Genomic DNA, 21,728 nt, shown 5'->3' with positions numbered 1-21,728 from the left:
GTGGGGTTTTTTTATGCCTGGTAGAAACGTACCGGGTAAATACGAATATTCCAGTGCCATCGTCCTGATAGAATCCATTTCATGCAAAACGGGATCCCATTTTGTTAATTTGGTTTTTAAGGAGGAAGTGATGAGTGAAATAGATCCAATTACCTTGGCTCCGATTCTGAATCCGGGTGGCATTGGTGGCCCGCTGACGGCGGCTCACCGGGAAATGGCGGTCAAGCATCGGGATGATCTGGAGTGGGACAACCTGCGCTACGAAGGGCAGTTCACCAAGATGATGTTCCACCCCACGCAAGACGACCCCACCATTCCCAATGCCGGGGTCGTGAAGTATCTGAAGGGTTCCGGGCACCCTTTGCACAGCCATTACTTTGCCCAGATCTGGTACATCCTGGCGGGCAAGTTCGAGATCAATGGCGTGATCTACGGCGAGGGCACCATGGTGTTTCACCCGGACCCGCATTACGAGCACGCACTAACGACGCTGGAAGATGGCGAGATTCTGTACGTGCAGTACATGGGGCCGACCACCCGCCAGCCCGCGATTTATGAAGGCCGCTTCAATATGAAAACCCGCCGTTCCCTAGAGGAAGAATCCAGAGCGGTGTAAGCGGTCCGGCTTTAACAGCGAGCTACAGGAAAGCTGCCCATGCCTTTGTGTATGGGCAGCATCAACAAGCAAAAAAAGCCCGATCAGGGCTGGCTTGAAACACAAATAAAACTGAACAGAAATTCAATACCACAGGATGCAGGGGGACGATCATGAAACGAATGACACGAGTGGGAATCGCGGTTCTGGCGATGCTGGGCGCGCTGAGCGCATGTGGCAAAGGCGGTTCTGGCGATACCGCCAACAACGAGAGCAAAGACCCGCGAACGCTACAGCTTGCCCACGTTTCGGTAGAGCAAAGTGAAGACATGTACCACCACTTGGCCACGAATTTTGCCAAGCGGGTGGAAGAACAAACCCAGGGTCGAATCAAGGTTCAAGTACTGGGCGGTGCGCAGTTGGGGGGCGAGCGTGATGTGGCCGAAGGCATGCAGCTGGGCACGGTAGATATGAGCTTGCTGGCCAGTTTTACGCTGGGCACCTTCGAGAAAAAAGCGATGGTGTTTGACCTGCCTTACCTGTTCAAGGATTACCAGACCGCCTTTAAAACGCTGGACTCCAGTTTCACGGATCCGATTGAAGCAGATCTGGAAAAGTCCGGCCTGAAAATTTTGGGCTGGGGGCATGGCGGTTTCCGGAATCTGTATAACTCCAAGCACGCAATCCGCAGTTTGTCGGACCTGAGCAGCATGAAAGTGCGTACGCCGGAAAGTCCTATTTATGTGGATACCTGGCAGGCGCTGGGCGTGAATGTCACCTCCATGGCGTATCCGGAGCTGTTTACCGGCCTGCAGCAAAAAACCATTGATGGTGCAGAGAACCCCACGGCCTTGTTCTATACCAGTCGCTTTTACGAAGCGGCCCCTTATCTGTCCCGAACCGAGCACGTTTATGTGGCTATTCCTTTGGTGATTTCCGGGCGGGTCTGGGACACCTTATCGGCTGATGAAAAAGCCATCTTCCAGAAAGCGGCTAGTGAGTCGGTGCAGGAGCAACGTCAGTTCCTGATCCAGAACGAAGCGCAGATCGAGAAGAAACTGATGGAGGCAGGCGTGTCCATTAATGCCGATGTGGATAAAGCGCAGTTCCGCAAAGCCGTCATGCCGATTTATGAAAAATACAAGACGGTGATTGATCCTGATCTGGTCACCCGTGCTGCGGCGCTTTCTCAATAATCCTGGCGGATATCCATCATGAAACACTCTTTGCTCGATTGGGCCGATAGAGTCAGTACCCGCCTGGATAGCTTATGCAGAACCTTGGGGGCGGCATTTCTGGGGCTGATTGTGCTGGCCGCATCAATACAGGTGGCCGGGCGCTATTTTATGGGTTACTCCCCACCGTGGATTGAGGAAATCACACGCTACAGCTTTATCTGGATGATCATGCTGGGAACGGCTGTGCTGGTTAAAAGCAATGGCCATGCCGTGATTGACCTGCTGGTGATGCGACTGAAAGGCAAAGCCCGCCAAGTGCATAGCGGCTTGGTTCAGATTGCGATTTTGACCTGCGCACTGGTCCTGCTGGTGCAGGGTTTGCAACTGATTGCCATCGTTTACCAACAGCTTAGTCCTGCCATGCGCATCTCCATGGCCTATGTGTACGCGGCCTTGCCGGTAGGCGGCGCCATCATTGCCGTGCAGTGTGTGAATGCCTTGCTGGACGGGTATCGGGATCAGCCCAGCCCAGCGGCGCAGGGGGTGTAAATGCAAGAAGCTCTCTTACTTTTTAGCTTGATGTTCACGCTGTTCATCGCGGGCATTCCTATCGCTTTTTCCTTATTGCTGTGCAGTGCGCTGTTTTTGCTGTTTACCGGCATGCGGCCACTGATTGTTGTGCCGCAGCGTGTGATGGCGGGGCTGGACTCCTTCCCCTTGCTGGCGGTGCCGCTCTTTATCCTGATGGGAAACCTGATGGAAAAGGCGGGCCTGTCCAGGCGCCTGATTGATCTGATCGACATGCTGGTCGGGCGCGTCCATGGCGCACTGGGCTATGTGACGGTGATTGCTTGTGCGATGTTTGGTGCCTTGACTGGCTCGGCTCCGGCAACGGTGGCGGCTATTGGTGCCATCATGATGCCCGCGATGATCGCGCAGAAATACCCAGCTTCTTTGGCGACAGGGATTACGGCTTCGTCCGGTGCCTTGGGCAATATCATTCCGCCCAGCATTGCCTTGATTCTGTATGGCGCAACCGTCAACGTTTCTATCCCCAAGCTGTTTGTAGCCAATATCCTGCCCGGCTTGTTGATGGCTCTGGCTTTCATGCTGACCCATATGCTGCTGACCAGAAAGCTGAAAGTGCCTAAAAGCGCAACGCGTTCCTATACCTCGCAAGAGATGGTCATGGTGGCTTTGAAGGCGATTCCGTCCTTGCTGATGCCTGTTGTGATTCTGGGCGGTATCTATGGTGGTGTGTTCACGCCTACCGAAGCCGCCGCCGTAGGTGTGGTATTCAGCCTGGTGTTGGGCGTGTGCTACCGCCAGTTCACTGTAGGCACTCTGTGGCAAGTCATGAAAAGCTCGGTAGAAACCTCTTCCATGGTGGGCATTATTCTGGGTGCAGCCGGTATTTTTGGCTGGATTCTGGCCTCGGCGCGTATCCCCATGCTGATGGTGACGGAACTGACGCCTTTGCTTGATACACAGTTCCTGTACCTGGCTTTGTTGGTGGTGTTTTTGCTGCTGGTTGGTTGCGTGATGGATGCTGCAGCCAGCATCGTGATCCTGGCACCGATTCTGGTTCCTATCGGCATTGCCTTGGGTGTGGATCCTATCCATTTGGGTGTGGTGTTCTGCGTCAATCTGGTGGTGGGTTTCTTTACCCCTCCCTTTGGCCTGAATCTGTTCACGACGGTCTCCGTGTCTGGCCAGCCTTACGAGGTGGTGGTGAGAGGGGTCATGCCCTTTGTCATTGCAGCCATCATCGTTCTGTTCATCCTGGCTTATGTGCCTGAGATCTCCCTGGTGCTGGTTCGTTTGATGGAGGCGTCAGCATGATGCGCAGTTCCCATAAGGATGAGCCAATCTCCAAATCTGAGAGCGCCGTGGACATGACGTCTCCCACTTCTATGGATCTGATTTATGCCAGTGCGGATGAACTGCAGCGTTTGTATCAAAGCAAAGTGGTGTCTCCTGTAGATGTGGCAAGGGCTACGCTGGATGCGGTAGATCGCTGGAACCCCATTGTGAATGCCTACTGTTATCTGGACCGTGCCTTGACCTTGCAAGAGGCTGCCGAGTCAGAAGCACGCTGGATGGCAGGCGCTGAACGCGGCCCTTTGGATGGCATTCCGTACGGAGTTAAAGATTTGCTTCTGGTTCGTGGCTTACCGACTGGCTATGGTTCAAGTGCAGCAAAGATGGCGGACGCTGCCCAGGATGACGCGCCTGCGGTGGCGCGGATGCGTGAGGTCGGGGCGGTACTGATCGGCAAAACGACGACCTCGGAGTTTGGCTGGAAGGGAACGGCGGACAGTCCCTTAACGGGAGTCACCCGTAATATCTGGGACTTCAGTCTGACCAGCGGAGGCAGCAGCGGCGGTGCGGCCACGGCGCTGGCAGCGGGGATGGGGACGCTGCAAATCGGTACGGATGGTGGCGGATCCACCCGGATTCCCGCCAGCTTTTGCGGTGTCACCGGCATGAAAGCTACCTTTGGGGGCGTACCTGCCTGGCCTGCCGGCCCGATGCTGACTTTATCCAATGTCGGTCCCATGGCCCGATCCGTGGCGGACCTGAAAGGCTTGCTGAACGTCATGATGCAGGCCGACCCACGTGACTGGAACTCGGTGCCCTTGCCGCGTCATGTGCGAGCTCCCTCTCTTACCTTGCAGGGCCTGCGTATCGGTTTGCATCTGGATGAGCAGTGCAGCCCCGAGGTCAGGGGCATCATCCAGGCGGCGGCCGACAAGCTGCAAGAGCAGGGGGCGCATATAGTGCCTACCGAGCTACCCCTGGCCGGTGCAAAAGAGCTGATTACAGCGCATTGGGAAGCTGGTACGGCCTGGTTGGTGAATCAAGTCTCTGCGGCACAGCGTCCTTTGGTGGACGAAGGTCTGCGCCAGGTTGCCAGTAAGGGCGAGAAGAACAGCTTGCCGGACTATTACCAAGCCCTGATTGGCCGACAAAAGCTGGGTGAAGCCATGCTTCGGCATTTTGCGCAGTTTGATCTGGTCCTGACGCCTACCGTTCCGATATTGCCGTTTGAGGCGGGCCGGGAAGCACCGTCTGACGCCGCTTCGCAGAATTGGCTGGATTGGAATCCCTATACCTATCCCTTCAATTTGACGCGGCAGCCTGCTATTTCCTTGCCAGCCGGTATCAGCGCCTCCGGTTTGCCCGTGGGGCTGCAACTGGTGGCGGGTTTATATCAGGATGAATGGCTGGTGGATGTTGCCCAACTGGTAGAGGATTGCTTGCAGGTGCGCAGGCCGCGGTTTTAACAATCGGGTGGTTTGTCCGGGGGATCGCAAACCACCTTGATTGTGCGGTGCCACCTCTCCTTGCGGGTGGCACTGTTTTTTTGCTTAGCGCTCTGGCAACCAGTCCAGGACCAGATTCATGGTCTTGGCAACGTGTTCCGTCATGGCTTCTCGAGCGGCGGTGCCATTGCGATCGGCCAGCGCGGCGATGATAGCCTCATGCTCCAGAATATTTTCTTCCATCAAACGCGGCGGCATTTTGGAGGCAAAACTTAAAGCGCTGGAGACGCTGTCGTTTTGCAGCTCCTGAATCAGCTCGTGCAGGCGCTCGTTGTGACTGGTGATCGTAATCAGGTCATGGAAAGAGCGGTTGTGTTGCAACCATTCTGACCCCTCCTCGCTGCGCACACGCGTTCGCAAGGTGCGGGCATAGTCGGACTGATGCTGCATCAGGACCTCCAGATCTGAGTCCTTGATCCAGTCCACCGCCAGTTGCGCTGCCAAGCCTTCCAGTTCGGCCCGAATCTGAAATGCCTCGCGGATTGATTTGGCAGAAGGAATAGCCACAATCGTGCGCCCGGTCTTGGTCAACGAGGTCACGCGGCGTGCCTCCAGAAAACGCAGGGCTTCCCGAACAGGGGTGCGGCTGGTCTGAAACTCCTCCGCAAGCTCGTATTGACTTAGCGAGTCGCCGGGCCGGTAGTGGCCGGACTGAATACGTCTCAGGATTTCGTCTGCGATTTCAGTTGAGGATCTCATGGGATACGTCTGGTGAGCTTGCTGCCAGCCGGGCGCGTAGGCACGCTCAATGTCGCGCAAGGCACCGGATGGCATGGGCTGGTTTTATGGTGCCCGAGCTATAGCAAAGGGGCTTGTCTCAGTAAGGGCGATTTGTTTTTCTTGACTGAAGATTATATACAGAATCCATTTTTAATGAATAAGGATCCCAATTTTTTAAAAGCCCCTGATAAGGCGGTATGGCACAGCTCTCCCAGTCCTTTACAATCGAACTATTGTTCACTTTGTGTAGAGAGCCTGCGCCATGACTGATGATCAACGCGCTTTGCAAGCCAGTATCCGTGCGGAATTGGGGATCACGGATCATTTCGATGCTCAGGAAGAAATCGAACGTCGCGTCCGCTTTCTAAGTGACTATCTGCTGCGTACCGGCTGCCGCAGCCTGGTCCTGGGGATCAGCGGGGGCGTGGACTCCCTGGCGGCTGGGTGTCTGTCTCAGCGAGCCGTAGAGCAGGCACGTCAGCAAGGCCATCAAGCGCAATTCATCGCCGTGCGTTTGCCTTACGGTGAGCAGGCTGACGAGATAGACGCCCAAGGTGGTTTGAAGGTTATCAATCCCGATCAGACCTTGGTTGTGAACGTGAAGCCCGCATCGGATGCCATGCTGGAGCAATTGCTGGCCTCCGGCCTGAAGTTCCGCGATGCTGCTCAACAGGATTTTCTGATGGGCAACATTAAAGCCCGTCAACGTATGGTGGCGCAGTACGCGATTGCTGGTGCGAACGGTGGCTTGGTGGTGGGTACAGACCACGCCGCTGAAGCCTTGATGGGCTTTTTCACCAAGTTTGGTGATGGCGCTGCTGACATTACGCCTTTAGCAGGTTTGAACAAACGCCGTGTGCGTGCCTTGGCGAGTGCGATGGGCGCTGCTGATGCCTTGGTGTTCAAAGTCCCCACTGCTGATCTGGAAAGCCTTAGCCCCTTGAAACCGGACGAAGACGCCTTTGGTGTCAGCTATGACCAGATTGATGATTTTCTGGAAGGCAAAGTGATTGATGATGAAGCCACGCAGATCATCATCAAAACCTTCCGTGCTTCAGCGCATAAACGTGCATTGCCGGTGGCGCCCTGAGCATGATTTGAGGGGATAAAGGCAGCCATAGCCGTTACGGCCTTGTCTAAAGAAGCCCCTGAATATAGAGAAACGCCCTGAGGCATCCAACCTAAGGGCGTTTTTTATTGCCCACAAAAAAAAGAAGTCGGGAGCTCTGCAAGAGCAGACTGAAGGCACCAGCACCAGCACCAGCACCAGCACCAGCACTCGCACGTGATGCCTGTTGCAGCTCTCAGGCGACTGAGGATCACAAGACTTGAACCCCTGTTGTAGATTTCAAGCTTTCGTGTGCAGCATTTAAGCTGCTTCACAGCAGCAGGAGTAGACTTGGCAAGACGCGGTGTGAGGTGCAGTTCATTAAGAGTCAGATTCGAGTCAGTCCAATCGAACCGACCGAGTCCTGATGCTGCTATCCAGCCCGCAATGATGAGTCTTGACCCTATGCAGATCGCGGGTGCCGCTTAGAGCCTGCTTCCACCTTAAAAAGTGTTATCAGCTTGTTGTAAGAAACGGGTATTCCTCGGGCTGTGATCATGCTATCGTCAAAAAACTTTCGGGCACCGACCCATGCCCAGACCAATAGACAAGAGGGTCTCCACCGTTTATGCAACCCGTCTTACCCGCATTCCTTATCGCTCGCTGGCTATTGCTGCTCTTGCTGGCCGCAGGCGTCTACTTTTTAAAGGGATTTCTGGTCCCTGTCCTCGCCGCGTTGATCATAGGCCTGGCCGGTTGGCCCTTATATAAACGGCTGGTTGTACGCTGCAATGGCCGCACCGCACTGGCGGCCACACTGGCCTTGCTGGTCGTCATCGTGGTCCTGGTCGTACCCTTGTCCCTGGCCTTGTCCTTTGCGATCCAGGAAGCCAGCAGCTTTATCACTTGGGCGCTGGCCGCCAACCGCTACGGCACGCCGACCCCGGAATGGATCAAAGCCATGCCCCTGATGGGCGAGCGTTTGACCGAGTACTGGCAAGTTTATTTAGGCGAACCCCACGCGTTGGGCGAACTGGTCGAGATGGTCAGCGGCCAGCATCTTGGCAATATCTACCGCATGGTCTTGTCCGCTACCGGCAACGTATTCCACTTGCTGTTGACCGTGCTGTTCATGCTGATCACGCTGTTCTTCATCTTTAAAGATGGTGACAGGCTGCTGGTGCAATTGGATATTGTTGGTGAGCGCATCCTGCCAGGCCGCTGGCAGCGTTTTTCTCGGGTTGTGCCTGCTACCGTTAACTCCACCGTTACCGGGATGGGCCTAATTGCCTTGGGTGAGGGCGTGGTTCTGGGCATTGCCTATTGGATTGCAGGGGTGCCTTCACCTGTGCTGCTGGGTGTGATTACCGGCTTCATGGCGCTGATCCCTGGTGGTGCTCCCCTGTCATTCACAATGGTGTCCTTGTATTTAATAGGCTCTGGTCACCTGGTGGCTGGAGTCAGCCTGTTCCTGTGGGGCGCGATCGAGCTGTTCATTGTTGATAAAACCCTCCGGCCGCGTTTGGTCGGTGGCCCGGTGAAACTGCCGTTCCTGCCTACGTTCTTTGGTTTGGTGGGCGGTGTGCAAACAATGGGCATCGTGGGCTTGTTTATCGGCCCGGTCCTGATGGCTTTGTTGGTCGCGATCTGGAGAGAGTGGATTCGTAACGGGCAGGCTGTGGCAGGGGACTAAGGACCCCGTACATAGAACAAAAAGATTGAGCAGGCTAGGACGGTGTACCTGGCCTGTTTTTTATTTGGAATTTAGGTTTGAGTATGACCAAAAGTAGTGTAGGTGCCTTCCCGCTGAGAACCTTCCCCCGTTAATGCTTAAGCAGTTGTGACAAAGCAGGCGGAAAACGGAGCTTCAGACGGACTTTAAGCGGGAATGTTTTCAGTGCCAGGCTAAATTTGAAAAAAATTGCTGTAGCACTTGCCAAAACCCCGAGGAATCTGCGTATAATAACAATCTTTCCTTCCAAGCCTGGATTCCCAGGTTGCCATACCTAGCCCGGGTGGTGAAATTGGTAGACGCAGGGGACTCAAAATCCCCCGCCGCAAGGCGTGCCGGTTCGATTCCGGCCCCGGGCACCATCACCGAATCAATAGACGTCAACCGACGTCTATTTTTTTGCCTGAAACCCTGTATTCACACGGGTTTCTGAGCTTTCACAGTCTACATAGGTCAACTGAAGTCTACCCACATCAAGCATTTGTTGTTGGTATAAATGTTGGTATATGCTGGTACAACCTCTACTCATAGAAGGATGTACCAACAGCTATGGCTCTCAGTGATACGCAGATACGCGCAGCAAAGCCTGCCGATAAACCATACAAGCTAACCGATGGCGAAGGCATGCACTTACTTGTTCATCCTAACGGCTCCAAGTATTGGCGACTTAGCTATAGATTTAACGGCAAACAAAAAACCCTAGCGCTGGGAGTCTATCCAGCTACCACACTTGCAGCTGCTCGGACTAAACGCGCCGATGCCAAACAACTATTGGCTGAAGGCGTAGATCCAAGTGAGCAAAAAAAACAAGAGCGATTTGAAGAGTGCAATGGCACTACCTTTGAGGATATTGCCAGAGCGTGGCACGCCAACAATAGAACATGGTCTGAATCTCACCGAGATAGGGTGCTGCAAAGCCTAGTAGCTGATATTTTTCCAGTTATCGGCAAAACAGAGATTAAAGATCTTAAAACACGCGACCTACTCGTACCCATTCGTGCTGTTGTAGACTCTGACCGCTTAGAGGTAGCCTCCCGCTTACAGCAGCGCATCACATCGATTATGCGTTTTGCTGTTCAAAGCGGCCTGATTGATTTCAATCCAGCACAAGATATCGCTGGTGCCGTTCCGACCAGTAAAGAAAAGCACCGCCCAGCCTTACCTTTTGAGCGCATACCAGAGCTTTTAGAAAGAATTAGCAGCTACAAAGGTAGAGTACTTACAACCCTTGCTGTTGAGCTCGCACTACGTGTTTTTGTACGTTCAAGTGAAATGCGATTTGCTCGTTGGAGCGAGATAGATTTTGAGCGAGCGCTTTGGACAATTCCCGCAGAACGAGAACCAATAGAAGGCATGCGCTTCTCTCACCGCGGCTCTAAAATGCGTACCCCCCACCTTGTGCCACTCAGCACTCAATCAATAACAATATTGAGACGCATTTACAACTGGACTGGTGATAAAGAGCTTATTTTCACAAATGACAATAACTCTAAGAAGGTCATGAGTGAAAATACGGTTAATAGCGCGTTACGGACAATGGGTTATGACACTAAAACAGAGGTCTGTGGCCACGGTTTTAGGACCATGGCCTGTAGTGCTCTGATTGAATCAAAACTGTGGTCTAGGGATGCCGTAGAACGGCAGATGAGCCACCAAGAGAGAAACTCTGTCCGAGCGGCATATATTCATAAGGCAGAACATTTAGATGAACGCAGACTGATGATGCAATGGTGGGCTGATTTTTTAGATGCGAACAGAGAAAAAGCCGTTAATCCGTTTGAATTTTCCCAGCAGGATCTTATGATCTCCACCAAAACAAGGCCATCACAGCACTAACTTAGCAGCTACAAACAGTGCAAGGGTGTAGGCGCAACAGCACCCACCATTGGTGATTCCCACTCTATTGTAAATAGCAAAATAATTCCCTTAATTTACAATCACTTAAAAATACAAATCATGGTAATACCATGAACAATACCATATTCAACTTAGTCGACTGAAAATGGCTTGTTCTGCCGGTGCATGCACTCTTCATCGGCGATTTGGTTGAACAAGCGCACTACCTTGTTTCATGGAGTCAGTGCTGCACCTAACTCCCATCAGATGACGACCTTTGCAAGATTCAGTGCCATATCACTCCTTCCAGACCTCTGCAGCCAGCGGCAATTCGTTAAGCTCGGTGCGGGCCTCACGCCAGCTGGGGTAATGCTCTTCAAGTATGGCGATGAAGCGATCACTGTGTGTGGGCTCGATCAAATGAGCCATTTCATGCACTATGACGTACTCCAGCAAATCCTTCGGTTTTTTCACCAGTTCCGTATTAAGGCGGATGTTTCCCGCTGCGTGATTGCAACTGCCCCACTTGGTTTTCATCCGTTGCAGGAAGTAGCCTGAGACTCTCACCTTGAGTTTATGCTCCCACTTTTGGATCAGTGGAGGTACGACTTCGTGCAGCAACGACTTGTGCCACTCATGCATCACCTCCGCCCGCTTCTCTGCGCTGCTATCTGGACGAACAATCAGGGTGATCCGTTTGTTGCTGAGGACAACGGTGGGCTTTACATCCTGGTAGTCCACCGCCATTAGGTAGCGACGCCCCCAAACGTAGTGGCTCTCACGCTCAACGAACTGGCGTGGTGTTTCCCGTGCCTGACATTCCAGTTTTCTCTGCTGGTCACGAATCCAGACCAATTTGGAGATCGCGTAGGCACGCGCTACTTCTAAGCGGGTGTTGGTTGGGGCGGCGAGAGTCACACGTCCATCAGGCGGATGAACGGTGAGGTGGACATTCTTGATGTCCTTCCTGGTCACCGCTATTGAAATCTCGCCCAGTTGGATTGTCTCGTTCATCAGTACCCCGATTGCTTCTTGATGATTTCGAAAACAGCCTGCGTCGCCACCCGATCCCGCGACATGATGGGAAACAGCGCATTGAGCACCTGCTTCTCACGGGTGTCATCCCCTTTCCAGCCTGCCGGTGCCTGCTCTCGCATCGCCTGATCGAGTTCGAGCGCGAGCATCGCCTTGCCATCGTCGTCAGTCGGACAAACGAAAGTTGCGGCCGGAATGCTGGCCAGATTGTTGAAGAGAGTGATCGCTTCCGGGTGACCGTTGAGCACGTGTGGATGGCTGCCCGTATTCTTTGCCGCCATCTTTTTTACCAACTCTTCGGCCTTCTGGAGAAATTTCTCGTAGGCAGCGGTGTCGTCGCGCTTTTGCTTTATCAGGTCTTCGAGGAGTTTGGATATCTCGTCGTAAAACTTCGGATCAGTCAGTTGATCCCGAATGATCGTCTTGCGGACGTTGTTGATGATGCCTTCAGCAATCGCATTCCTCGACAGCTTGCCCTTCTGGTTGAGCTTCTTGGCAATGGCGTCGTGAATGCCGGTTTCGATAATCAGCTCGGTCAGTGAGAGCGAGCTGAGATTTCCCAAATCTTCAGCAGGGTCTGCTTGGATGTAGGTGTTGATGAGGTGACGCATATCCGCCTCATAAGGCTTAATGTCCAACTCTTCGCCTGAATGCTTCTTGATCGCCGTGCGAGTGTCGCTGTAGAACTCGATCTCCTTTTCGAGTGCAGCAATATCAGCCGCTGAATATCCTGCGTCCTCCAGGTTCTGGGCAATTGCCGCATAGGCTCGCAGGAATGCGGCTGCTGACTTGTAGAACGAGATGCGCAACGGCTCGGTGTTCAGCAACGCTTCTGGATCGTTGGCATCACCGCAGAAGTAGTGGAGGTACTGCTCCATCTCGCGGGGCATGGCCACCGGCTCACACAAGTAGCGCAGTGCTTCCCGGGCAGCATCGAGCTGCGCCTTGCCTTCCTTCAGCCAGTTCTTCACGGTGACGTTGCCGTCATCGCCACCTTCGTCAATGTCCAGCTCGTCCGAGGTGTACACGGCGATGGAGTCCTGCACCTTCTCGAACAGCTCTTTGTAGTCGACGATGTGGCCATAGTCCTTGTCGTCGCCGTCGAGCCGGTTGGTGCGGCAGATAGCCTGGAACAAGTTGTGATCGCGCAGCTCGTTGTCGAGGTAGATGTAGGTGCAGGAAGGCGCATCGAAACCGGTCAGCAGTTTGCTCACCACGATTAGCAGCTTCAGATTGGCAGGCTCGTCGATGAAGCGCTGCTTGGTCTTGTCTTCGTAGTCCTTGGTGGTCTGATCTTTCTGCAGGACGTGCTGGGTGTAGGTGTCAAACTTGTAGCGCTCGTCGCTGTCGTTGGGAGCGCGCGAAATCGCGTTGTGGTTGGGCTCGTAGGACGTAATGATTCCGCAGTACTTGCCAAACGACGTGTTCTGAAACAAACGGAAGTAGTGGCAGGCGTCGTAGATGGAGGCGGCCACCAGAATGGCCGTGCCCCGATCATTGTTCAGACGCGGCTGGACGCCGAAGTCGTGGATGATGTCGGCGATGATGCGCTGCTTGCGCTCACCGGCACTCATCAGCTCTTCCATCGTCGCCCAACGTTTGCGCAGAACCGAACGCTGAAAGTTGTTCAGCCCCTTGGTTTTCTGGTCGAACCAAGCATCAATAGCTTTCTTTGACGTTAGGCGCTGAGGCACATCGCGCGCTTCGTACTTCAGGTCAAGCACAACCTTGTCGGCCACCGCTTCATCGAACTTGTAGGTGTGGATGTAGGTGCCGAAAACCTCGCGGGTGGTCTGCTTGTCTTTACGCAGCAGAGGCGTGCCGGTGAAACCGATGAAGATGGCGTTCTCCAGCCATCGCTTCATCTGCTTGTTCATGTCGCCGCCTTGCGTGCGGTGACATTCATCGACGAAGACGCAAACACGGCCTACCACCCTCGGAGGCTCGCCCTTCAGGTCGGTCGTATCAAACTTGTGGATCAGCGCACACATCAGGCGCGGCGTGGCTGCCCCTAGCTTTTCAACCAGTTCCGCGCGAGAGGTGATGCGCGGCGATGCCGCATCCTCGCCAATCACGCCTGCATTACGCATCACACCCACGATCTGCTTGTCCAGCTCATCACGGTCGGTGATGACCAGGACGCGGGCGTGCGGGTCAAATTCCAGCAGCCACTTGGCAATCAGCACCATCAGAATGCTCTTGCCGCTGCCTTGGGTGTGCCAGATCACACCGCCTTCCTGCTGCTTCACCCGCTCCTGGGCCGCTTTCACGCCGTGGTATTGATGGACGCGAGGCACCTTCTTTTGCCCGCCATCGAAGATGATGAAGTTGCGGATCAGATCCAGTAGGCGCACCTTGTCAAACATCTGCGCCAGTGGTTTATCTAGCAGCGCACCCTCTGCGAGTGGCTCTGATGTGGTGGCGCCTTTATCCTTGCGCTCCTTCCACTCAACGAAGAATTTTTCCGGCGTGCCCGTGGTGCCGTAGCGCAAACCCTGCGAGTCGCTGCCCGCCAGCACCAACTGCACCGTGCTGAAAAATCCCTTGTTGAAAATCTCTTCCTGGTTGGTGATGAGCTGACGAACACCGTCAGCCACCTCCACCGAACTGCGTTTCAACTCAATGACGGCGACCGCGATGCCATTGATGTAAACGACCAGATCGGGCCGCCGCTCGTAGCCGCCGCGCAAGGTGACCTCTTCGGCCAAGCCAAAGTCGTTGTTGCCGGGCGTTTCCCAATCGATGAGGTGTACGGTCTCATGCGCCTGCCCGGCTGCAATCTGTACAGGTACGCCATAGCGCAGCAGTTGGTAGGTGCGCAGATTGGCTTGATAGAGGGTGATGCCGGTGGAGTCGGCGGCGGTCAAGAGCTTTTGCAGCGCAGCGGAAATGTGCGCATCGGAATAACCACGCTTCTTGAGGTTGCTGCGCAAAAAATCTGCCTCGATGCAGCGGTTGTTGTCGCGTTTACTCCACTCACCTAGGTGATCGTAGCCAAGGCAGTCAGGGCGACTTGCATCGGTAAACAGAGCGGCAACACGGTTCTGCGTCTTGCGCTCAGATCGGGCTTGTTCAGTCATGGTACCAACCTCAAGGTGTTCTCCCAGTAGTCGCTTAGACACAAAATCATCTCTTGCTGATGGGAAAATGCCATATCGTCATTCCACCGGTCGCTCTCATAAATCAGGTCCATCTTGAGCGAATCCAACCGGCTCTTGTTGTTGTTAATAAAGCGCTGGCGCTTTTCGTTGAAGGGAAGATTTCCGTATTCTGAGTTCAAGCTTCGCGAGACCAGCGCGAGATTGCCGAAATAATCGAGCGCCTTGTCAACCCGGTTGTCGTCCCGTTCGGTTGGAGTCTGCGGAGAGATGTGTTCAACCGAGCTTTTGGCCGTGAGCCTGAATTTCTTCCAGCGCTCCGTTTGACGTTTCTTCTGAAACCACAAGACGAAATCGAGCTTGTAGAACCAGTAGTGAGCAAACTTCACACCGCTGGGCTCGGTAAGCTCCTCCGCATGAATGGCATCGCGCCGTTGCCATGGTTCCTTCATGAAGCTCAGCGAGCGCACGATCAAAATCTCGTTGGCATCTGAGCCGAGCATGTGGTTGTCGAGATGCCGCAAGTAAGCGAAATACCGCTCCGCATCCAACTCGGGATTTCGGTGCATGAAGTTGAGCAACGGCGTAACCCAATACTGCGTGGTGATCTCCTGTGAGTGATAAAGCATACTCTGCAGCAACGAAAAGCCCTGATGACTGTCGGACTCCCGCGAGCGGCTCATGTAGCGCTTCCCGCTGCTGGTGCTGACGCTGATGGCGCTGATCAGGTGAACCTCCTCTTCGCCCTGATCTACCCACTTGATGAGGTGCTCGTCGAAGATCACCCGCAGCCGCCAGAGTAAATCGATGAACGACCGGACGCTTTCCGTGCGATCCTCGGCAGGCTTAAAGAAATGCTCCTCGAACAGGGTGAGCAGCTCGCGGTCGAGGAGTCGCGGCAGGTCGGGCCGGCCACGTTTGAACAGCCAGATACGCAAGACATGTTGCAGAAAGAGGGGAAAACCGAACATGCCGCGCACCCAAGTCGGCTCTGTGGTCTCCGTCTCGGTCTCGCCTCCTCCGGCCTGCGCGTCGTCCGGTGCTCGCAGGATCTCCGCCAGAGTCAGTGCATGGTGGTGGTTCTGCTCCTGGATTCGCCTTGCCAGTAGCGCGCGCACCGCCGAGGCATCGGTTAGCTGGCCCCTTTCGTAACAGGCGGCTACTTCGCTGGCGAAACCCTTGAAATTGCCACTCAGGTTTCGCTCCACGAAGTTCTCCATGTCGGCGCAGGCGTCCCAGAGGACGGCATAGGGTCCTCGCTCGACCTCGTTGAGCGCATCCAGCATCCGTGCCTTGAGGATTTCATGGTGCTGTAGCTGCACACCCCGGTTGTTGATTACCTCGAACAGCTTGTTCAGGTCGGTTTCGCGGGGCACGGTGGTGATGACAAACTTCACTCGGCCAAAGACAAACTCCGTCAGCTCGCGGAGGTGCGCCTGAAGATTCGTAACGCCCGCCGGCAGCGGACGCTTTTCAAACACAGACCGCATCAAATCCAGCGCGATGCGCATCCGTTTGGTCGCTTCATCGTCCGGGACAGCTCGCCCCTGACCACCAAACACCATCGTCTCAAGGAAGCTATTCACTTCCGAGCGAATCGCGAAGCGCAGGCGCGGTTCGACCCGCTTGTCGTCCGTGGTGGTGGCAAGAAACGGCGTGAGCGCCTCGCGCCACGCGTGGCACAGCAGCCACAGGGTCGTGAAGCGTTGTTGGCCATCGATGAGATCGAAGTGCCGACCGCGCCCGCCCGACTGCTCCACAAGCAGGGTGCCGCCCAGAAAGAAAATCTCCTCGTCGCGTTCGTAGGCGTTCACGAGGTCGTTCAGGAGCGTGAGCACTTGGTCCTCGCCCCAGACATACAGTCGTTGGTAGATCGGGATATTGAAATGCCAGTCCGGGCTCTCCTTCACGATCGCCTCCAGACTGTAGAGCCGAGATTCGATCTTCATGCGGAACCTTCCTTCAGTTTCGTGTCGATCCATGTGTGCTTGCCGTTCAGGGACGTGACATCTATGCGCCCGTAGTAAGCGAGAACAGCCTGCTTGTAGATACCCTGCACCCCCTTGCCGGGCTCAATGGTCTCGTCAGAATATGTCTTGGCGTGGGTGTGATTGGCCTTCAGGTGGGCAATGACCTGCTCGGGCCGGTAGCCGCTGGCAATCACATCAAGCAGGTTCAGCGTGTCCTGTTTAAAGAAGTTCTGCGCCGCCTCGTAGCGGACCTGCTGCTTCTCGAGCCTGATTGCACCCAGCGCATGATCTAACCAGAGCGAGAACTCCCACAGCTTCTCGTCGTCGAACTGGTCGGCGAACATCACCGCCGCCAGCAGGAAGATTTCTCGCAGAAAGAGCGAATTGGCCATCACCAGCTTTTCGTAAACTTTACGAAAGCGCAGAACCTCCACCGAGTCGTTGGGATCCACCACCAGACGGCGGAGCAGTGCCGCATACTTGTCGGCATAGAGAAAGAAGCCAATGCCTTTATGTATCGGTTGTCGGATCGCGAAAGGCAAGTCCTCCGCCTTCGGGCTGAGTGAAATCCGGTTGGTGTGGATCTCGCCGTGACCGTCGCGCCGCAGCGTGAGGGCCGTGCCGAGCCGATTATGGCGCGAGCGGTAAAGCGGGATCGTCGCGGGGTCGCCTTCGCTTTTCCACGTGTGCTGCTGAAACTCCTCCATCAACGCGTCGTGCCCACCAAGGCTCATCCGTTGCCCCGTCCAATACCGGGCCCGCCATAGAAACTTGGCGAACAGGCTTTGTGCAAATTCCTGATCGTGCGACATGAGTGGCGTCCCTCGCTGGATGCCTTCCCAGCGCTGAGCACAAAGTGTTTGCAAGGCTTCCTTTCGCGCGACCGATTCCGCCTCCACCGCCCGCAGGTGATAGGCCTTGAGCAAGTCTGTGGCATGGAGCGGCACACCGCGGTTGTTCTGGGTGTCAAAGAAGGTGAAGGCCAAGTCCACCCGATCCACTGAAATGACGGTGAAAACGATCTGGTCGAAAATCCCGGAGTCTGGAATGCAAACGTGCTCACGCAGGACCTCGACGGCGGCACGTATGCGTCTTGCGGACTTGGGCGAGTAACTCAACGCGCAATGGGTGGGCAGGCTGTTCTTGAGTTGACAGTGCAACAAACACAGGGCCGTGATCCGCTGCTGCCCGTCAATGAGGAAACGCTTCTCCTTATCAGCGTGGCGGTGGATCAACACCGTGCCCATATAATAAGGGGGCTTGGGATCGGCCTCTTGCTGATAGGCGCTCAGGTCGTCGGCCAACTGCCGCACCTTGTCATCCTTCCAGACAAAGCCGCGCTGGTAGGTGTCCACCGCCAGCGGGAAGGCCGACTCATTGAAGAGACTGGCAAAGCTCAGAACTTCAACATGGACTGGAATGAACTGGCCCTCTGAAGTCATGCCAGCCTCGTCTTTCCGGTGAGCAGCTCCTGCATCATGGCATGTTTGATGTTGCGGGTTTTATCGCGGCTTGCCTCGAGCACTGACAGCTCAGAGTCCATTTCTGCCAGTGCCCGTCCAATTGCAGCTTGCTCAGGATATGGTGGAAATGAAAACTCAAGGGATTCAATGCTGCTCGGGCTTAGATTGTTAATGCTTGACCCTGCAAGCAAGTTAGTTACGTAGTCGCGATATCGCCCAGTTTGGAAAAGTGAAAAGACAAAAACAGGGTCGGCTATTGATGCATCTGTTCGGAAGCATCCCATAAAGGCTCCAAACGTGTAATCAAATCCGTCGTCAATCGAAAATAGCCCGGCTTTGCCGACAAGCGCTTTGCTGCCATTGGCCATACAAATCAAGATGTCATTCTTTTGAAGAATTTGAGTTTGAGAGACCCTCTTGTCATTGACAAACTGAACATCACTAGTCACAACAAAAGCATTCTGAACATTGTTGGAGCGCAGAAGTCGCTTTGTAAATGCTGTATCGTGAGGGGATAAATCATCGTCGCCACGATAACTAACGCCGCGCAAACAACTTCCAGCGTGTTCCAGTTTTTTCGCTTCCCACTCACCGTCAAACCCAGGCAACCTAGCCTTGCCAGTGAGCAGTTGCTGCATGGCAGCCTGCTTCAAATCGCGCTTCTTGTCGATGACTTGGTCTAGGGTAGCGAGCAACGCATCGACATCGCTCAAAACGCTTGAAATATTGCGTTGCTCTTCAATTGGTGGCAATGGAAGACCGTAAGCCTTGAGCGCAGGCATCTCTACGCCAGTTTGGCCAGACGATCTTCTTGACAGAGAGTCAATCAGTTGAAACAGCTTCTCTTGCCTGAGAACATTAAATAGATAGTCGCGAGAGATGCGCTCACAGGGTATGGCTTTTATCAAAGCCACGTTGTAAGCACCTTCAATTCCACGCAGAATCTGAAAAATTGGCGGACCGTACCTTCCGATCATAATATCGTCAGTGCTGCAGGTCTTTCTCGCCAAGGCTGCCGGAATATATGAGGCGTAGGCGTCTGTCTTGTAGTCTCGAATTTGAATCAGTCGAACATACCCAGTCGCAGGAGAAAACTTAAATGTTGATCTTGGAGGCTGCGAGCCTCCGGAAAACTTCGCAACTTCGCCGATAGTTGCAGCCTCCCAATCAAAAGGGATGACGCCAATATCTGTTGTCTTGTATCCAGGCTTCAATTCCATACCGCCCCCATCTTTTTCAGGTGCTCATCGACCCGCGCTGAGAGTGTTGCGAGCTCTTTGGTCAGCGTCGGCAGCGGTGTGGCATAGCGTTCTGCGAGTTGGCGGATGCGACTGGTGAGGGTTTGAGAAACCCGATCCAGCTCGCCTTGCACGGCATCGGCCAAGGTCGCCAGCCATTTGTCGTCCACAACAAGCTGCTTGATCTCGTCCTCGGTCAGCTTGGGGTACTTGGCATCCAGCTTGGCCTCAAGGTCATCCTGCGCCGCCTTCAACTTGGCTTTGATGTCGGTCTGCTTGTCGAGCAGGGAGGCGTAGTCCTGCAGCGCTTTGCGCTCGTCAGCGTAGTCGGGATCTTTGCCAATCTCCTTCAGGCGGGCTTTGACAGCCTTTGCGGTGATTTTCTGCTTGTCGCCTTCGCCTTCAATGACCTCGGCTAGCAGCCCTTCTTCGCCGCTGTTCTCTTCCATCATCTCCTGAAGTTGTTGCTCGACATCGGCCAGCTTGGCCTCCAGCGCTTCAATGGCGTCGCGCTCAACGGTGAAGTAACGGGCGATCAGAATTGGCGCGGGGATCAGGTCGGATTTGAAGCGGCGCTTGCCTTTTGTGTAATCAAAGGGTTCTTTTGGCCACACCAATTTACCATTTCCGTCTTTGATTTTGACCACTTCACGCGGCTGCGCACCTGCCTGCCAACCAGCGTCGGCGATCAGGTAGCAGTCGTCTTGCATCGTCTCGGCCCAGTAGTCCATGAGATGTTGGTACACGTCATAGGCATTGACGAGAGGCGTCGGCTTGAATCGGGCAAGCAAATCCTCGGACAGTGCCTCGATCAGTTGCTTTGGGTGGCCGTTTTTCGCAAAGCCCTTTAGCTGCGGCGTGCTGGCCTGCTTCCAGTCAGCAAAGACCTGGGTGGCTGCCTGATTGAATGCAGTGAACTCAGGATGCGCAAAGATGGTGGTCTTCACCTCGGCGATGGGCAGTTTCAACTGTGCATAACCAGCGCGCCCGGCTGACTCGAACAGGGCATTGCGCACACCGGGGATCACCTTCCAATAGTCGCTCAACGCATCCAGGTCACGCTCTGGAATCCCACCACGCAAGTGGCCATCGATGTCCTGGATGTCTTCAGGTTCGGTGCTGTCGATGTAGCGTGGCAGGTTGAGGTTGTAGTCGTTCTTGGGATCTGCGATCTCGGTCAGCGGCACCATGCGCGAGTAGCGTGGCAACTCTGCCAACTTGGTGAAGGCATCGACGATCTTGTGAATGTCCTGCTCACGCAGGCGGTTCTTGGCACCGTCCTTGATGAAGCCCTTGGAGGCGTCGATCATGAAGATGCCTTTGCGTGCAGAAGCGTTTTCCTTGTCCAACACCAGGATGCAGGCGGGAATGCCTGTGCCGTAGAACAGGTTGCCTGGCAGGCCGATGATTCCTTTGAGGATGCCCGACCGCACCAGCTTCTCGCGGATGACAGCCTCGGCATTGCCCCGGAAAAGAACACCGTGAGGGAGAATGCAGGCGCCTTTGCCGGTGCTCTTCATTGAGCGAATGATGTGCAGCAGGTAAGCGTAGTCGCCTTGCTTTTTCGGCGGTTCGCCCCAAGCAAATCGCTGGTGCGCATCGCTGGCAGGGGCCAGGCCGGTGCTCCAGGTCTTGTCTGAAAACGGCGGATTGGCGACGACGTAGTCATAGGTACGCAGCGACTCGCCATCCTTGAACTTCGGCGAGGCCAGCGTGTTGCCCTGCAGTATGTTGGCGGTCGGAAAGTCGTGCAGGATCATGTTCATACGGGCAAGACCAGCAGTGGTCACGTCCATTTCCTGCCCTTCCAACGTGATGTGCTTGCCAGCCTCGGCGGCCACCTTGAGCAGCAAGGAGCCAGAGCCGCAGGTGGGGTCATACGCGGTGGTCGAGGCCACTGCATTGGCAGGGGAGATGCCCACGACCTTGGCCATGATGCGACTGACCTCGGATGGCGTATAGAACTGGCCTTTGCTCTTGCCGCTCTGCGAGGCAAAGTGCCGCATCAGGTATTCGTAGGCATCGCCCAGAATGTCGTCGTTCTCGGCTCGGTTCTTCGAGAAATCCAACTCGGGCTTTTGGAAGATGCCGATCAGGTTGCTGAGGCGATCCACCATCGCCTGACCTTCACCGAGCTTGTTCGGGTCATTGAAGTCAGGGAAGTCGCTGCGTGCAAGACGGGTGTTGGCGTCGATCAGGGGCTGAATGACCTGTGTGTTGATCTTGTCGCCAATATCGCTTTTGCCCTTGAGGGCAACCATGTCCTTGAAGCTGGCTCCGGGCGGAATGGTGACAGGCGGGGCAAAGTCATCAGAGTCCCCGTACTTGTCCGAGACGTACTTGATGAACAGCATGAACAGGACGTAGTCCTTGTATTGGCTGGCATCCATGCCGCCGCGCAGTTCATCGCAAGATGCCCAGAGCGATGAGTAGAGGTCTGATTTTTTGATGGCCATTTGTGATTCTATTTCCGTGTTGTGCTTGTCGCC

15 protein-coding genes and 1 tRNA gene are annotated in these 21,728 nt (G+C 54.8%); 9 read left to right on the top strand and 7 right to left on the bottom strand.

Translation table 11 applies throughout. The features are described from left to right. Positions 1-130 precede the first annotated feature (130 nt). From ACLPGZ_RS05205 to ACLPGZ_RS05185, 5 genes are all read left to right on the top strand, one after another. Positions 131-616 (top strand): cupin domain-containing protein, encoded by a 486-nt coding sequence (locus tag ACLPGZ_RS05205; protein ID WP_009462584.1) that lies wholly within the window; start codon positions 131-133, stop codon positions 614-616. Positions 617-768: 152 nt separating this feature from the next. Continuing rightward, positions 769-1,791, top strand: a complete 1,023-nt coding sequence (locus ACLPGZ_RS05200) for a TRAP transporter substrate-binding protein (RefSeq protein ID WP_429641028.1) — start codon at positions 769-771, stop codon at positions 1,789-1,791. An 18-nt stretch (positions 1,792-1,809) separates the two neighbouring features. Continuing rightward, complete coding sequence (locus ACLPGZ_RS05195) at positions 1,810-2,322, top strand: TRAP transporter small permease (RefSeq protein WP_021447035.1); 513 nt, start codon at positions 1,810-1,812, stop codon at positions 2,320-2,322. Further along, a complete protein-coding gene (locus ACLPGZ_RS05190; protein ID WP_115635265.1) occupies positions 2,323-3,615 on the top strand; it encodes a TRAP transporter large permease in 1,293 nt (430 codons plus the stop codon). It abuts the gene before it with no gap. Next, the gene (locus ACLPGZ_RS05185) at positions 3,612-5,060 is read left to right on the top strand and encodes an amidase (protein ID WP_258866324.1); all 1,449 of its coding nucleotides are present in this window, start codon (positions 3,612-3,614) and stop codon (positions 5,058-5,060) included. Before ACLPGZ_RS05190 ends, ACLPGZ_RS05185 begins: the two co-directional genes overlap by 4 nt. A gap of 84 nt (positions 5,061-5,144) precedes the next feature. Here ACLPGZ_RS05185 and ACLPGZ_RS05180 read toward each other — a convergent pair whose 3' ends face one another. Then, positions 5,145-5,798 carry a GntR family transcriptional regulator gene (locus tag ACLPGZ_RS05180; RefSeq protein WP_086059780.1) on the bottom strand — a complete coding sequence of 218 codons (654 nt, stop codon included), beginning with the start codon at positions 5,796-5,798 and terminating at the stop codon, positions 5,145-5,147. Between the two features lie 283 nt (positions 5,799-6,081). On the opposite strand from ACLPGZ_RS05180, the gene nadE reads away from it, so the two are divergent. From nadE to ACLPGZ_RS05160, 4 genes are all read left to right on the top strand, one after another. Further along, positions 6,082-6,909: an ammonia-dependent NAD(+) synthetase gene (nadE, locus tag ACLPGZ_RS05175; RefSeq protein WP_115635263.1), complete on the top strand. Its 828-nt coding sequence runs from the start codon at positions 6,082-6,084 to the stop codon at positions 6,907-6,909. Between the two features lie 586 nt (positions 6,910-7,495). Continuing rightward, a complete protein-coding gene (locus tag ACLPGZ_RS05170; RefSeq protein ID WP_021447032.1) occupies positions 7,496-8,560 on the top strand; it encodes an AI-2E family transporter in 1,065 nt (354 codons plus the stop codon). A gap of 316 nt (positions 8,561-8,876) precedes the next feature. Next, a tRNA-Leu gene (locus ACLPGZ_RS05165) sits at positions 8,877-8,961 on the top strand. A gap of 187 nt (positions 8,962-9,148) precedes the next feature. Next, complete coding sequence (locus ACLPGZ_RS05160; protein ID WP_429641027.1) at positions 9,149-10,435, top strand: tyrosine-type recombinase/integrase; 1,287 nt, start codon at positions 9,149-9,151, stop codon at positions 10,433-10,435. 297 nt (positions 10,436-10,732) lie between these two features. Here ACLPGZ_RS05160 and ACLPGZ_RS05155 read toward each other — a convergent pair whose 3' ends face one another. The 6 genes from ACLPGZ_RS05155 to ACLPGZ_RS05130 are packed head-to-tail and all read right to left on the bottom strand — an operon-like array spanning position 10,733 to position 21,695. Beyond that, complete coding sequence (locus ACLPGZ_RS05155) at positions 10,733-11,449, bottom strand: M48 family metallopeptidase (RefSeq protein ID WP_429641026.1); 717 nt, start codon at positions 11,447-11,449, stop codon at positions 10,733-10,735. Beyond that, on the bottom strand, positions 11,449-14,550 hold the full coding sequence (locus ACLPGZ_RS05150) for a type I restriction endonuclease subunit R (protein ID WP_429641025.1): 3,102 nt from the start codon (positions 14,548-14,550) through the stop codon (positions 11,449-11,451). Before ACLPGZ_RS05150 ends, ACLPGZ_RS05155 begins: the two co-directional genes overlap by 1 nt. After that, positions 14,547-16,517 (bottom strand): DUF262 domain-containing protein, encoded by a 1,971-nt coding sequence (locus ACLPGZ_RS05145; RefSeq protein ID WP_429641024.1) that lies wholly within the window; start codon positions 16,515-16,517, stop codon positions 14,547-14,549. The genes ACLPGZ_RS05150 and ACLPGZ_RS05145 overlap by 4 nt, the downstream gene beginning before the upstream one ends. Continuing rightward, on the bottom strand, positions 16,514-17,980 hold the full coding sequence (locus tag ACLPGZ_RS05140) for a DUF262 domain-containing protein (RefSeq protein WP_429641023.1): 1,467 nt from the start codon (positions 17,978-17,980) through the stop codon (positions 16,514-16,516). The genes ACLPGZ_RS05145 and ACLPGZ_RS05140 overlap by 4 nt, the downstream gene beginning before the upstream one ends. Beyond that, positions 17,977-19,221 (bottom strand): restriction endonuclease subunit S, encoded by a 1,245-nt coding sequence (locus ACLPGZ_RS05135; protein WP_429641022.1) that lies wholly within the window; start codon positions 19,219-19,221, stop codon positions 17,977-17,979. The genes ACLPGZ_RS05140 and ACLPGZ_RS05135 overlap by 4 nt, the downstream gene beginning before the upstream one ends. Further along, the gene (locus ACLPGZ_RS05130; protein ID WP_429641021.1) at positions 19,212-21,695 is read right to left on the bottom strand and encodes a type I restriction-modification system subunit M; all 2,484 of its coding nucleotides are present in this window, start codon (positions 21,693-21,695) and stop codon (positions 19,212-19,214) included. Before ACLPGZ_RS05130 ends, ACLPGZ_RS05135 begins: the two co-directional genes overlap by 10 nt. Between the last annotated feature and the right edge of the window lie 33 nt (positions 21,696-21,728).

The organism is Alcaligenes sp. Me129, assembly GCF_050487245.1.
Taxonomy (GTDB): domain Bacteria; phylum Pseudomonadota; class Gammaproteobacteria; order Burkholderiales; family Burkholderiaceae_B; genus Alcaligenes; species Alcaligenes phenolicus.
Note: the sequence above shows the minus strand (reverse complement) of the source record. Positions and strands in the feature narration are given on the sequence as shown.